This window comes from Bernardetia aquimarina (assembly GCF_042180575.1).
GTDB lineage: Bacteria > Bacteroidota > Bacteroidia > Cytophagales > Bernardetiaceae > Bernardetia.
This window is the reverse complement of sequence record NZ_CP170094.1, coordinates 469,385-484,474: the sequence shown is the minus strand read 5'-3', so window position 1 is coordinate 484,474 and position 15,090 is coordinate 469,385. Positions and strand designations below refer to the sequence as shown.

Annotated in this window: 10 protein-coding genes; 6 read left to right on the top strand and 4 right to left on the bottom strand. The window is 31.6% G+C overall.

Going from position 1 to position 15,090, the window contains the following annotated elements; translation table 11 throughout:
• Positions 1–373 precede the first annotated feature (373 nt).
• From queA to ACE193_RS01945, 3 genes are all read left to right on the top strand, one after another.
• Positions 374–1,453 (top strand): tRNA preQ1(34) S-adenosylmethionine ribosyltransferase-isomerase QueA, encoded by a 1,080-nt coding sequence (queA, locus tag ACE193_RS01955; RefSeq protein ID WP_375563333.1) that lies wholly within the window; start codon positions 374–376, stop codon positions 1,451–1,453.
• Positions 1,454–1,994: 541 nt separating this feature from the next.
• Complete coding sequence (locus ACE193_RS01950; protein WP_375561338.1) at positions 1,995–2,372, top strand: TerB family tellurite resistance protein; 378 nt, start codon at positions 1,995–1,997, stop codon at positions 2,370–2,372.
• Positions 2,373–2,395: 23 nt separating this feature from the next.
• On the top strand, positions 2,396–3,247 hold the full coding sequence (locus ACE193_RS01945) for a hypothetical protein (protein WP_375561337.1): 852 nt from the start codon (positions 2,396–2,398) through the stop codon (positions 3,245–3,247).
• Positions 3,248–3,318: 71 nt separating this feature from the next.
• Here the strand turns inward: ACE193_RS01945 and ACE193_RS01940 are convergent, their stop codons facing one another.
• Complete coding sequence (locus ACE193_RS01940; RefSeq protein ID WP_375561336.1) at positions 3,319–4,449, bottom strand: SPFH domain-containing protein; 1,131 nt, start codon at positions 4,447–4,449, stop codon at positions 3,319–3,321.
• A 1,083-nt stretch (positions 4,450–5,532) separates the two neighbouring features.
• On the opposite strand from ACE193_RS01940, the gene ACE193_RS01935 reads away from it, so the two are divergent.
• Positions 5,533–7,461: a gliding motility-associated C-terminal domain-containing protein gene (locus ACE193_RS01935; RefSeq protein ID WP_375561335.1), complete on the top strand. Its 1,929-nt coding sequence runs from the start codon at positions 5,533–5,535 to the stop codon at positions 7,459–7,461.
• 33 nt (positions 7,462–7,494) lie between these two features.
• Here the strand turns inward: ACE193_RS01935 and ACE193_RS01930 are convergent, their stop codons facing one another.
• Complete coding sequence (locus ACE193_RS01930) at positions 7,495–9,027, bottom strand: hypothetical protein (protein ID WP_375561334.1); 1,533 nt, start codon at positions 9,025–9,027, stop codon at positions 7,495–7,497.
• Between the two features lie 564 nt (positions 9,028–9,591).
• On the opposite strand from ACE193_RS01930, the gene ACE193_RS01925 reads away from it, so the two are divergent.
• Positions 9,592–12,138, top strand: a complete 2,547-nt coding sequence (locus ACE193_RS01925; RefSeq protein ID WP_375561333.1) for a GEVED domain-containing protein — start codon at positions 9,592–9,594, stop codon at positions 12,136–12,138.
• Between the two features lie 211 nt (positions 12,139–12,349).
• Here ACE193_RS01925 and ACE193_RS01920 read toward each other — a convergent pair whose 3' ends face one another.
• Positions 12,350–13,021 carry a hydroxymethylglutaryl-CoA synthase gene (locus tag ACE193_RS01920; protein WP_375561332.1) on the bottom strand — a complete coding sequence of 224 codons (672 nt, stop codon included), beginning with the start codon at positions 13,019–13,021 and terminating at the stop codon, positions 12,350–12,352.
• Between the two features lie 31 nt (positions 13,022–13,052).
• Between ACE193_RS01920 and ACE193_RS01915 the strand changes: the two genes are divergently transcribed.
• A complete protein-coding gene (locus ACE193_RS01915; protein ID WP_375558606.1) occupies positions 13,053–14,240 on the top strand; it encodes an ISL3 family transposase in 1,188 nt (395 codons plus the stop codon).
• Here ACE193_RS01915 and ACE193_RS01910 read toward each other — a convergent pair.
• A complete protein-coding gene (locus ACE193_RS01910) occupies positions 14,201–15,007 on the bottom strand; it encodes a hydroxymethylglutaryl-CoA synthase family protein (protein ID WP_375561331.1) in 807 nt (268 codons plus the stop codon). The two genes, ACE193_RS01915 and ACE193_RS01910, sit on opposite strands and share 40 nt — an antisense overlap.
• Positions 15,008–15,090 lie beyond the last annotated feature (83 nt).

Below are 15,090 nucleotides of genomic sequence, written 5' to 3'. Positions count from 1 at the left end.
TTTTTTGATTAAAAATTAAATTTTATGTGAATTATTATTGTTTCTAAAAACACATTATTTTCAAAAATACGATTTTCTTACTAAGAAATTCAACATAAATTTGATTTATAGGTGCTTTAATTAAAGAATGAAAATCTAAATTCGATTACTAAATTACATAAAAGCTAAAATTATGCTGCTTTTTTATGAAAAATAATTTGAGCATAAAATAACTATTCTGTATTTTTGTAGTTAGTTTCGATAATTGTTGTTTCTTTTAGACAAAATGAGGGCATTAGTGTTCTTTTATCTAAATTATAAACACACAATTTTATTTTTTGAAACTGCTTAGTACAAAATTACTAAATCCATCAACCCAAAACCTACAACTATTATCAAAGCACCTGGTTACAAATCTACAAAACGCTACAAATTATCGTCATTCAAATTTGACTTACCTCAAGAATTGACAGCAAAATACCCTACTGATAATCGTGATGATTCTCGTCTTATGGTCGTACATCGTGATACAGGCGTTATCGAACACAAAATGTTCAAAGATGTATTGGATTACTTTGGGGAGGGGGATAAAATGATTGTCAATGATACAATGGTTTTTCCAGCTCGTTTGTATGGCTATAAAGAAAAAACAAATGCCAAAATCGAAGTATTCTTATTAAGAGAATTAAACTCTACTTCGCATCTTTGGGATGTGCTTGTTGATCCTGCTCGTAAAATCAGAGTGGGTAACAAACTTTTCTTTGGAGAAGGAGAGTTAGTAGCAGAAGTTATCGACAATACTACTTCAAGAGGTCGTACAATTCGTTTTTTATATGATGGCGAGCCTGAAGAATTTTATAAAACATTGGAAGAGTTAGGAGAAACTCCTCTTCCTCGTGAAATTGGTAGAGAAGCTGAAGAATCAGACAAAGACCGTTATCAAACAATTTTTGCAAGTCAAAAAGGTGCAGTAGCTGCTCCTACAGCTGGTCTTCACTTTACACCTCAACTTCAAAAAAGATTACAATTACAAGGAACAAGTTTCCACCCAATCACACTTCATTTAGGTTTGGGAATGTTTCGTCAAGTAGAAGTAGAAGATTTGACAAAACATAAAATGGATTCTGAAAATTTTGAAGTAGGAGAAGAAACTGTACATGCTGTCAATGAAGCGATTGATGCCAAAAAGAAAATTTGTGCTGTTGGTACTACTTCTTTGCGTGCTTTAGAATCATCAGTTTCTGCAAATGACCATCTAAAACCAAATGGAGGCTGGACAGATAAATTTATTTTCCCTCCTTACGAATTCAAAATTTGTAATGCACTTATTTCTAATTTTCATTATCCACAATCTACTCTTTTGATGATGAATTGTGCTTTTGGTGGTTATGATTTAGTTATGGAGGCTTACGAATTGGCAATCAAAGAAAAATACCGTTTCTTTAGTTATGGTGATGCAATGCTTATTATCTAAAGTGATTATTGCAGCAAATAAATATAATTTCTACTTTTATTAAAAAAAACAAGTAGAAATTGAAACAAAAACAACAAAAATCCTTTTATTTATAAAAATGAAAGGATTTTTTATTTTCGTAGGCTATTCGTGAAAGAAGAGAACAACAAAGGAAAATATTTTGGTTATCTGATAATTTTTGTGGAGCGTGTAACATGGGTAGTTAAATTACAGCTCATTAATAGACTTATTTGCCTTTCTGTTCCGTAGGAACTTGATATTGGTAGCAAAGTTAAGAAGCTAGAAACTGTATTCTGTTCCGTTAGGAACTACACATTGGTAGCATTTAGAATAGGTAGTAAAAAATGCTATACAACTCCTACGGAGTAGATGAGTTTTAACGTTTCTATTTTTCTACCAATATAAAACTCCTAATGGAGTAAAAATCAAAAATTTACAAAAATTGTCAGATAACCAATATTTTTATTCTTTCAATAGAAATAATTAGAACTAAATAGTACAACTGCTTTGTGTTCCTCACAAGCAATATCAACAAAAAACAATGAATAAAGAACGTTTATACGATGCTTTTGGCGAACTCATTTATGCACTTGCTATGGCAGACGGACTCATTCAGCCTGAGGAAATACGAGCCTTAGATGCTATTTTGGAAGGGCATCCTTGGGCTTCTCAAATAAAATGGTCATTTAATTACGAATCAAATAAAAATCTTGATTTGAAAGATGTTTATAAAAAAGCTTTAGATACATTTACACAACATGGACAAGATAAAGAGTATGCTTATTTGATAGATGTTTTGAAAAAGGTAGCCAAAGCAAGTGATGGAATTGATGAAGCCGAACAAGAAATGATTGAGCGTTTTCAGAAAGACTTGAAAGAGAACTTTATTACTGAAATGGAAAAAAGACATTTAGTTTAAAAAAAAAAGTATATAAAAAAGTGATGTTAAATTTCTTCAAACCTCCTATTTCTATCAAAAAATGGATAGGCATTGCTTTTTTATTACTTATTTTTTGGCTCATTGTCCTCACTTTTTTTTATGCACCTACACTTGTGCGAAGTATTTTTTGGAAAGATTTTTATTTGGATAAACTAGAATTCAAACCAATTAATATTTATGTAAATCCTCAAATGAATAAAGAAGAGCGTCAGAATATTATTCTCCTTTATCAAAAGTCAAAACTTCGAATTGATTCACTTTTTGGAAACACAGAAGCTAAACCTTCTATTTTAGTCGGAAATACAAATGAAGTAATGCAGCTTTTTGGAAGTTCAAGCACTCAAAAGGCTCAATATCAAACAGGTATGACGCATCTTACTCCTTTTGGTGCTTATATTATTCTTTCTCCTAAAGGAACAAACATTGATGTATTGAGTCATGAACTTTCTCATGCCGAACTTATGGAACGATTAGGTTGGCAGACAAGAAGACAAAAAATACCTATTTGGTTTGATGAGGGTTTGGCGATGCTTGTCGATAAGCGTTTTGAATATTGGACTGTTTTACAAGAAGATTGGAAAAATTTAATTGATTTAGAGAAAAAGGATTCTATTTCTGATTCTAATTTTTATTCTCATTCTCATTCTTCCAGTAATTTGGATTCTATTGCATTTTCATCTTTTTCTTTACAAAATCTTCAAACTACAGAACAATTTTTTACAGAAAATGCACAAGTTCATTATTTTTTAGCTCAGGAAGAGGTTTCTCGTTGGTATAAAAAGAAAGGACAAAAAGGTCTTTTAGAATTAATTGAAAACTTAAAAACAAATAGCTTTGAAGAAAGCTATGAATAATAAAAACACCTACCAAAAAAATAATTTAGTAGGTGTTGATATTTTATATTGAAGTCATTTATTAACCAATATTACATCGGTGGTGGAGGTAGAGGTGGTGGCACACTTCCAAAAAAGTTTTGTAGTTCAGCTACTTTTTCGGCTGCTGCCCATTCTGCCATTCCTGCTTTCCATACATACGAAGTGCGAGTAATTTGTCCACTTTGTATCATTTTTTGTATTTCTCCCAATGGAAAAGGACCTGCTTGTTGTCCATCTAAATGCACATGGAAAGCGACCATTGGAGGAGGTGGAGTGCTATTTTGCTGTTGGTTTTGGTTTTGTTGCTGTTGTTGCATTTGGTTAGACATTTGGTTTGCCATTGCCATTCCCATTCCCATGCTCATTCCATCATTTCCTCCGTTTGGATTATTGGCAGAATCTTCCATTGCCTGTCCCATTTTGAATTGGGTATAATTATTAAGATTTCCCTGCATAGAACGTCCCATAATTTCCATTTCATTTCTTTGGTCAAGTACTTTTTGTACATGATCTGGTAAGGACATATTCTCTACAATAAAATCAGTAATATCGACACCATAACGGTCAAAATCTAATACTAATTTTTTCTTGATTATTGCAGCCAGTTCTTCATAATTAGCAGCTAAGTCTAAGAAAGGGATTTTGCTTTCTCCCAGTCCATCAGTAAACTGTTTCACAACCAAACTTTTGAGTTTTGTTGTAATTTCTTCTGTCGTAAAATGTCCATCTGTTCCTACTACATCGATAAGAAAACGACTCGGTTCAATTACTTTAAAAGCAAAGCTACCAAAAGCACGAATTTCTATACCCATCGAACCAAGTTCGGCATCTCTAACACGAATTGGGTTTTTAGTTCCCCATTTATTATCATAAAAGGGACGCATATTTACAAAATAAACTTCTGCCTTAAAGGGACTATTAAATCCATACTTCCAACTTTTCAAAGTGGTTAGAAGAGGCATGTTTTGAGTGGATAGTTCGTATCTTCCAGGAGGAAAAACATCTGCTAATTGTCCTTCATTAATAAAAACAGCTTGTTGTCCTTCTCTGACAGTAAGTTGCGCTCCATATTTGATTTCATTTCCGTCTCTGTTGAATCTGTAAACGATTGTATCTCTGCTATCATCTATCCATTCGATAACATCGATAAATTGTCCACTAATTTTATCCCAAAGTCCCATAAAAAAGTAATTTAGTTAGTAATGATAAATTTGTTTTGTTAAAATTTACTCATAAGTTACAAAAAAGAAATAAAAAATCCCACTTCTGAAAGATTTTTTCAAAAATGGGAGTTACTGATAGTATTGATAGTACATTTTATTTGAAAATTTTTTTCAAGATTGTACGTATAATGATTCCTATGATAATTTTTTTCCAGTCAATGCGCTTTAAGATAAGCCAAATTAGATTCAACATAATGGTATGGTTTTGTGAGTTTATTTATAGATAAATGAATTTTAGAGAAGTTTTGAATGTTTATGAAATGATATAAAATTTCGTTTTTTTATTATCAACATAATTAAATGTACGATTTATTCTTTAGAAACGAAAAAATCAAGCCAAAAGTTATTATAAAAAATGTTAGCTTAACATAGAAGTTTATCTGCATAATTGTTGTCTTTACTTTTACAAAACTACAGGGGGGCATAACAAACTGTCGCACTACAAAAATAAAACAGGGTTAAAACCCTACTGTTTACCCACATGTTTTTAAACGTAAAACACAGATAGTGTATTTGTAGGTTAAAGGCTTGCCTTTGACTGTATTTGTATTCTTTTCAAACTAAAAAATGACTACCTAACTTGTCAAAGGCAAGCCTTTGCCCTACAAATTTCAACATTTCCATTGTTTTGGAAACTATTTTATGCAAAAACAACCTATTTTAGACTTGTGGGTAAACGATAGGGTTAAAACCCTGTTTATGCGACAATTTGTTATGCAGCCCTACAGGGTGTTCATAAAAATTTTGTCAGTAGTTTTTTGGTAATCCAAAATAACTCTGACAATAGTTTAATGCAGAAGTGCTTATTTTTTAAAACAGTAACATAAGAGCCATTTTGTTCGAATAATAGTATTTCAACTCTCTGTGTTTTTAGTGAACTTTGTATTTAAAAAAACAGAATTTTTATTTCATAAAAAATCACATATTCTCTAACTTTGTGTCTTTGATTTGTATTTTTTCTCTATTCTATTCGTTTTATACTCAAACTTTATTCATAAGTGCTATTATCGTAAAATTATAAATTACATTTTTTATAAAAATATGGATTTAAAAAATAAAAAATATTTGTCTTCTAGTTTTTTAATTATTGTACTAACTCTTTTTTTGTTTCTTTTTCAACAAGAAAATATATTTGCTCAAACCCCTTGTTTTGATGTTTCTAATGTAAAAGGATGTGCGCCTCTAACAGTCAATGTTACGGATTGTTCTGGAGCAGACCCAAATTTAGTTTTTTATCGCTTTGGAGGTGCAAGAGTACAACAAGAAACCATTTTTACATTCCAACAACCAGGTATTTATTCTATTTCTCAACTCATAAATACAGGAGGTGCAGGAGGAGATTCTGTCAGGCAAGAAAATATTATTGAAGTTTTTGCTCCCAAAGTTGTTGATTTTGATGTTATTCGTTGTATAGATACAAAAGTGAGAGTTCAAATAAATGAAGATTATTACGATTCTTATAAAATAGATTTTGGAGATAATCAGTCTGTAACTGTCGGAGATAATGAGTTTGCAGACCATACTTACACCTCTCTAAATAACTTTACGATTACTGTAAGAGGGCTTTTTACAGATGGCGCAGAAAACTGCACACCAAGTAGTGAAATAATAACCCCTTTGGGCGAACTTTTACCACCTACAGTAACTCGTTTTGAGTCTTTTGAAAATGGAAGTGCAACAATAGAATATATATTACGAACTGATTTGCCTCATAATTTAGAAATCATGACAGGAAATAGTTTTGAAATCATCAATGCTATTCCATTAGGTTCTACAAGTTTTACTATTCAGAATATTTCGCCAAATGCAGTGTATCGTATTTCAGTTCAAGATGTATGTTCTAATCAAACAGAAAGCTCATCGCTTTTTTATGCTGCTGATGTCTTCTTGAGAGGAGAAGAAAACTATATTGATATTAACTGGACAAGAGTTACAGCGATTGATGATACAGAATTTGTAAAATACAGGCTTTATAAACTTTCTAAAGATGGAAATGTAATTTATGATTCAACTGATGTCAATTTTACTACTATTTCTGATGAGGATATTGCTTGTAAGGTAACCTATTGTTATCAGTTGGAAACAGAGTTTGTTTCTGGACTTCAAATCATAAGTCCTAAACGTTGTATTTTGGCTGCTTCGAATGCGCTACCTCCTCCTGTTTTTGATGTATATGCAAGTTTTACTCCTACTGGGCAGACTGTTTTTTCGTGGTCTTATCCTGTTGGTTTGTTGGGAGCAGTAGTTACTGGAGCTAAAATAACTAGAAAAAATGATGCTGGGATTGAAAATGTTTATACTGTCAATTCAGCCGATTCAATTTTTGAGGATAGAGCAGTAGATATTGAAGCTGCACCCTATTGTTATTCTATTTCTTATACAAATGCTTGTGATTTGACTTCTGAACCCAGTCCTTTTATTTGTCCAATTATAATAAGAATGGAAGGAAATACAAGTGAAAAAGAAGGAACACTTTATTTTGATTGGACAGCCTTTGAAGGAGAGGTTACAAGTAATTATACTTTCGAACAGACTGATTCAATAGGAAAGCAGCCTTTTAATATACAATCGGTTTCTAGTTCAGGAACATATTCTATAGATATTGGAAGCCAATTAAATCAAACCAGTTATATAAGAATACGAGCCGATTTGGGCGATTCTGTTACTTATTCAAATACTATACGTATTGATTTTAATTCTTTTATTAATTTCCCAAATGTTTTTACACCAAATGGTGATAATCTAAACGATACCTATGGAGTAGAAAGTAAATTTATAAAAAAGTTTGATATGATAATCTTTAATAAGTGGGGAGAAGGTGTTTTTCAAACTAATAATATAGGTCAGCGTTGGGATGGAAGATATAGAAATGGTCTTGCTCCTTCAGGAGAATACACAGTAAAAATTGTTGCTACTGACCAAAGAAATAGAAAGTATGTGTTTACTGAAATGGTAAAATTGATGAGGTAGTTTTATATGCATGTTGGTGTTGCTATCGTTGTATCAAAAAACTTTCTTACAAAAATTGAAAAGCAACTCTTCCATTCTTTCATAACAACCAAATTCTGTGAAATTATAGTTTTCTTGTGGTAGTTCTAATTTATTTTCTTCCAAAAAAGTAGGAGCAAAATCATTCTGAGCTACTTTAATTAAATATAAAACAAATAATCGCAAACGTTCATCTTTTGAGTCTTTTAAATGTCTTTGATAATAATTTCTGAAATTATTTGATTCTGAAACAAAGTCTTCCATTCCTGTATAGAATAAAAACACTAATTTTATCCAAATTCGGATGATATTATATCCTGTTTTGTCTTTTGTAATGGGTTCATCTGGAAGTTGCAAAAGTAGATTTTTTCTATAAAAATTAGGTGTAAATTTCTTGACTAATTTTGGGTCTTTATCTTCTAAAATCAAAAATAAATAGGCTTCACGCAATCGCCAAGAAGATTTGTCCCATTTATCAAGTCTTTCAAATTGTGGCGTTTGCAAAACTTCTAACAAAATAAGTGCTGCCTGTTTGTAGCCGTGTTTGGGTTCATTTATCTTTAAAAGTGTATCAAAGTAAAGTTCTTGAATCTTAAATTTATTAAAGGCTTGATAGGTTGTGAGTTTGGCAGCTTTTTTTATTAATTGTAAGGCTTGCAAAAATTCTCCTGCATAACGATGTGTATAAATTTGTGCAGTCAGTAACTCTAAATTCCGTGTAGGTGTATTCAGATGAGGATACGTTTGAAAATGTTCTTGCCAATCATTTGTATTTTTTTGTAATTCTTTGAGTTGAGGGTGGCTTTGTAAAAGACGAATATTTCTGAAACGAAAACCGTATAATTTAGCTAATGGATGTGTGTTTTTTTCGTCTTCTTCATATTTTTTATAATACTTTTCTGTTAGTTTTTCGGCTGCGTAGGCTTCGGCTTCCCATTCAGAATATTGCCCAATAAAAAATTTAGTTTTAGCTTGCATTACTTCCCAGTAACTTTTCAAGTTATCCAAAAAAATCATCTCTTCTCTTAGCTCCTGTGCCTCTAGGGTGTATTTTTCAGTTTCGTTAGCAAATCCTTTGAGTGCATAAATAGTTCGAAGTTTTCGGACACATTCCCATTCTATTTCTATCAAATGATATTCTTTTGCTTTCTGCCTAACTCTTTCAATAATTTTTTCAGCATTGTGATATACATTTTGAATCAATAATTTATCTGCAATAATTAAATATTGATTTGCTAAAAACTTAGTTTCTTCTTGATTAAAAATATCTTTTCGTTTGCTCTTTCGTATTTTTTTTTCTACTTCCAAATCACTAGAAAGTAAAAGTTCGAAAAGTTTGTTTATTAAATTTCGTTTGAGCATCAAATAACGCTTATCAGAAGGAGAAGTTTCATACAAAAAACTGGCAGCCTCCTCATCAGTCTGAATAATTCCTTTTGAAACAGCATCAAAAAGCCTTCTCATTTTAGAATCTTTTGATAAAACTTGATCTAAAGATTTGAGAGGGTATTTGGAAAGAATGAAGGCAAGTTCGAGGAGTAAATCCATTTTTAATAATTTCTTTATGTGCTTATCAATATAGAAATAATAGTCTAAAGTTTGTAAATGTTAATTCTGAGTTACTCAAAAAACACAAAATTAAATTAGCGTTAATGTTAAAATGGCTTTACTATTCTATGGTTTTTTATTAAAATAGAAAAATAATAAAGTTTGGTTTAATTAACACTTAGTTCATACAAAATTCAAAGCCTATTCCTAAGGTTTAAATTTTAAAAAAGCTATTTGAAGTCTTTTGAGTGTATTTTAATCTATTTTTTACTTTACAAAGTTCGCATTAACTTCTTAGTAATCAAGCCTTTTATTGTGAACAAATTAAGAACAAAACTTTACGTATTTATCTCACAACTCTAATAAAATCTTCTAATTCTTACACAAAAATCACTTTACTATCTTAACTGTTTTTTGATTGTGAGTGTAAAGCAAAGGGAGTAGTTTTGGAAATATTAGAATTACAAATGATTAAAATTTGATGAATCAAATTGATTTCTAATTCTCAATATCCCCTTTTACTATAAAAATTTATTCTCTAAAGTTCCCTTTCCCTTTTCAAAAATGACTACGAATTTACGATTCCAATTTTTTTCTGTTTTATTGATTTTTCTTTGTTTTACTTTTTCAGTAAACGCACAAACTGCTCCCCCTTCTAATCTTTCAGGTTCTGCTCTAAGGACTTGGTACAAACAAAATTATCATGATGGAAAACACAATACCCTAGGCTACTCAACAGCTAGAAGGTATATGTACAATTACATCGATAACAAAAATAACTCAATTACTGGCGTATATTCAGGTTTTGTACAACCTTGGACGTATGGAGGAACAGGCACAAACCCAATGCCTATCAACTGCGAACATACAGTGCCTCAAAGTTTCTTTGGAAAAGCTGACCCAATGGTTTCAGATATTCATCATCTTTTTCCTACTTATGTGGATTGGAATGGGACACGCTCAAATTATCCTTTTGCAGAAATAAATGATTCTCAAACGGAGAAATGGATGGTCAATTCTTCACAACAAACTTCTATTCCTTCTTCAAATATCGATGAGTATAGTGAATATGCTTCTCAAACTTTTGAGCCTCGTGAAGACCATAAAGGAAATACGGCTCGTGCAATTTTTTATTTTTACACAATGTACCCAACGCAAGCAGGTGCAATGAGTCAAGTAGCAGATATTAATGTTTTGTATCAATGGCATTTGCAAGACCCTGTTGATGCAGCCGAAATAGACAGAAATAATAAAATCGAACAGTATCAAGGCGACCGTAATCCGTACATTGACTATCCTAATACAGTAGCAATCGCTTGGAATTTGTCTGGTGGAGGTACTGGAGGTGGAACAGGTGGAGGAACACCAACTTCTTATTGTGCTTCAAAAGGAAATAGCGTTTCTGATGAATGGATAAACAGAGTTACTTTTGGTTCTATCGATAATACATCTGGTGCAAATGCAGGTTATAAAGACTATACAAACTTAACAGCAAACGTAACACAAGGAAGTAGCACAACAATTACAATTTATCCTTCTTGGAGTGGTTCTCAATATGCAGAAGGTTATGCCGTTTGGGTAGATTTGAATAAAGATGGAGATTTTACAGATACTGGTGAACTTGTTTTTTCAAAAACTGCTTCTACTTCAGCAACGGCAACAGGAAGTATTACAATTCCTTCAACAGCTACAACAGGAACAACTCGTATGCGTGTTTCTATGAAATATAATGGTATTCCGACTTCTTGTGAAGCATTTAGTTATGGCGAAGTAGAAGATTATACGCTCAATATTCAAACAGGTTCTACTGGTGGAGGTGGAGGAACAACGCCACCAACTACTGGAGCAGAGCTCTTTATTTCTGAATATGTTGAGGGTTCTTCTAATAATAAAGCATTAGAAATTTATAATCCAACTTCTTCATCGGTTAGTCTTTCTGGTTATTCTCTTCAAAAACAAGCAAATGGAAGTGGTAGCTGGGGTTCTGAACTTTCTCTTAGTGGAAGTTTGGCAGCAGGTCAGACGTATGTAATTGTTTATTCTTCTGCTTCTTCAACATTACAAGCAAAAGGAGATTTAGTTACTTCTTCTAGTGCAATTACATTTAACGGAAATGATGCTGTAGGATTATTCAAAAATAGTTCTTTAGTTGATGTAGTGGGTGTTTTTAATAGCTCGGCTACTTTTGGTGCAGATGTTACTTTGGTTAGAAAAACGACGGTTACAGGAGGAAATACAACTTATACAGTTGCTGAATGGACTTCTTTTTCACAGGATACTTTTTCTTATTTGGGAAACCATAACAATTCTGATGGTAGTGGAGGAAGTACAGGAGGTGGAAATACAGCAGCACCAACAGGTTATTGTGCATCAAAAGGTAATAGTGTTTCTGACGAATGGATTAACAGAGTAGTTTTTGGCTCTATCAATAATACTTCTGGTGCAAATGATGGTTATAAAGATTATACAAATCTTAGCACAACGGTAAGTAAAGGAAGTTCTCAAACGATTACTATTTATCCTGCTTGGGCTGGAAGTATTTATAATGAGGCTTACACTGTTTTTATTGATTGGAATAGAGATGGAGATTTTAATGACAGTAACGAAACAGTTTATACTCGTTCGGCTGGTAATTCGTCTTCTGTAAGTGGAACAATTAGCGTTCCTGCCACAGCTTCAACAGGTACAACTCGTATGCGTGTTTCGATGAAATACAATGCAAACTCTACTTCTTGTGAAACATTTAGTTATGGCGAAGTAGAAGATTATCATATCAACATTACAGGAACTTCAAAAATTGCTGTTGGAAATCGTTCGAATAATAATAACGATAAAAAAGAAGAAATGACAATTCAGAATACAGTAAATGAATTTAAAATCTTCCCAAATCCAACTACACAAAACGCAAAATTACAATTATCAGTCATCGAATCTCAAAATGTAACTGTTCGTATGTTTGATGCACAAGGAAAAGAAGTTTCACTCCAAACTACTTTTGTAAATGGAAATGAAGAAATTACACTTCCCACTCAACGCTTAAAAACAGGACTGTATATTGTAGAAATTACAGGAAAAGACTTCCGTTTCACACATAGAGTTATTAAAAACTAAGTAATAGAAATTAATTTTAGTGGATTGATAAACACCTTGCTTTTTTGAAGTAAGGTGTTTTTGTATCTAAGTTTATCTAGCTCAATATTTTATCAAAATCAATTATTAAGCTGTATAATCAATGTCAAGACAAATAAAATCTCCCACCACTATACTTTATCAAAAAATTGGAATAATAAATAAATTTCGTGTGTTTGCGCTAAAGTCAAAATTACTTCTGATAAGAATAAAAACGAGCTTTCGCTAATGTTTTTGGTTCTGCTTTGATTTCGGACAATACAAAACCTTCTTTTTGATTAGCTAATGGAGTCGTTTGTGTTTTGTCGTGAAGTTTTTCGTAGCTATCTAAGCTAATAGATTTTCTGTTTTTTAAAGTAGAAAAAACGTCAAACTTCTCTACTATTTCTTTTGCAGTTGATTGCAAAATGCCTTCAAAAACTTTTGATTTTGAACCACTTCCATACGCACAAAAACCTATTTTTTGATTTTCTAAACATTCATTTTCTTCATTATTATTTACTAATTTCATTTCCAAACAACTCATCAACGCCATAAAAATAGAAGCTGTGTACATATTTCCAATTTCGGAAGATGCTAATTGACTATCAGTAATTTTGTTTTTTACAAAATCTTTATACAAATCAGTTTTTGAAACAAGTTTAATCACCTGATTTGCTTCTAAACTCAACTCCTCTTCACTCAAATTTAGCTTTTTCAAAAATTCTTTTTTTATCTCTTTATTATTTGTCAAAACTCTTTCTTCCGTAAAAATCTGACTAAATATTCGTTTTCCATGAAAAGCGTAAGGCAAATGAAAAATTAAGCTACTCCATTTTTTGGAAAGAATATCGTTTTCATTGTATAAATTTGGTTCTTCCGACAATTTAGCGATAATTTCTTAATTTAGCCTTTCTATGGATACTAACACAATAGCAATTTTATTAGGTTTTTCAGATTTTTCAGTAACGAAAATAGAATCTTCTCCACTTCGCTTAACTATTTATGGAGAAAGTAATTTAGCCGATTCTATTTGTCCTAATTGCTTGAAAAAGTGCAATAAAGTGACTTCTACTTCAGAACGTATTGTTCGTGACCGAAATATTTTAGACAAAGAGGTTTATTTACACTTAACTTCTCGTCAATTTCATTGTCAAGATTGTACTCGTTACTTTCAAGAAGTTTTTAGTTTTGTTTCTAAGCAAAAAAATCAAACTCATCGTTTGGAAAAATATCTTTATTTATGTTTGAAAGATAGCAGTTTCAAAGAAGTAGCTATCCGAGAAAACATACTTTGGGATGTTTTAGATGGTATTTTTAAAACCTATAGTAAACGTGAGATAAAAAAACACCTAGATTATTTTCCTCGACGTTTAGGTATTGATGAATTTGCTTACAAAAAAGGAAAAAAGGAATATGCTGTTGTTTTAGTAGATTTAGATACAGGTCAAGTTTGGGATATTTTAGAATACCGTAATAAAGAGTATTTAAAAGCCTATTTTTTATCCAAAGGCGAAGTTTTTTGTACTAGTATAGAAGTATTTTCTTGTGATATGTGGGAGGGATTTTCAAATACAGCAAAAGAAGTATTTCCTAACGCTGATGTAGTAATAGATCGCTTTCATTTTTTTCAGCATTGTAATAAAGTGCTAGATAGCATTCGTAAAGAATTACGACGAAAAGATGATAAAAACGTTCATTTCAAGCAAATAAAATGGCTTTTATACAAGGCATGGAAAGACCTTACTTATAAAGAAAGACGAGTTTTACTTAAAGCGTTTAGGTTTAGCTCAACGCTTAGACAGGTGTATTTTATGAAAGTGGAATTACAAAATATATTTAATACTGATTTGAGTAAACAAGAAGCTAAAAAACTACTAGACCAATGGATAGAAGAAGCTCAAAAAATAAATCATAAGGCTCTAAATAGATTTATAAATACGTTTAATTCTTGGAAAAATGATATTATTAATTTCTTCAAAGATAGATATTCTAACGGAATAGTAGAGGGAATTAATAATAAAATTAAGACCCTCAAAAGGAGTGGGTATGGGTTTAGAAACTTTCAAAATTTTAGATTGAGAATGATAGTCAAATTCATATAATCGCTAAAAAGTCGGAAGAGCCATAAATTTTCTTCAACAGCCTGTTTTTTGAATGAAAAATAAGCATCATGCAAACGATTTTGATAACAAGAGTTTGAAAATTGACCATCAAAAACAGGAGTTTCACTAAAATTAGGTTTGAAAAAATCGTGTTCACTTTTCGTAGAAACTCCCCAAATATCATTGATAGCTAATAATCTAGGATTTTGTTTTATAAGCATGGCAACTGCTCCTGCACCTTGTGTGTATTCGCCACCCGATAGTTTTTCATATTTGGCATAATCAGTAGAAACTACAATTCCAATTCTATTTTCGTTTCCTCTAGTCCAATCTAGCGTATTTTGAAGTGCATCAATACCACCAATACAAGCAAATGTCATGTCTAAGGCATCACAATTTTTGAAAAATTCTGCATTTTTTTCTTCTTTCTTATTGCTCTCTTCTTGCAATTTCTCATTAATCATCCCTAAAACGTAAGTAGCGATAGGTTTTGCACCGTCAAGACCAGATTCTGTTCCTATATAAAGTCTTCCAATATCTTTTGGATTGAGATTATAATCTTTTATCAATTTTAAAACGGCATTGGCTGCCATACTTGCTGCATCTTCATTGACATCTGGAAGAGCCATTTTCAAAACGCCTAATCCTTTGCTTAGTTTATCATAATCAAGATTGCGTGAAGGTGCTAATGTTTTCAAATCTAAATAAATAGAGGGAACATAAAAAGACATGGCATCAATGCCAACTTGTACTGTATTTTGATTCATCAAAAAGTGAGTTCATAGATAAAGAATGTAAATAATTTTTCTTAATGTGTTTGTGGTTGTTTATCACTCGGTTTATTTTTTAT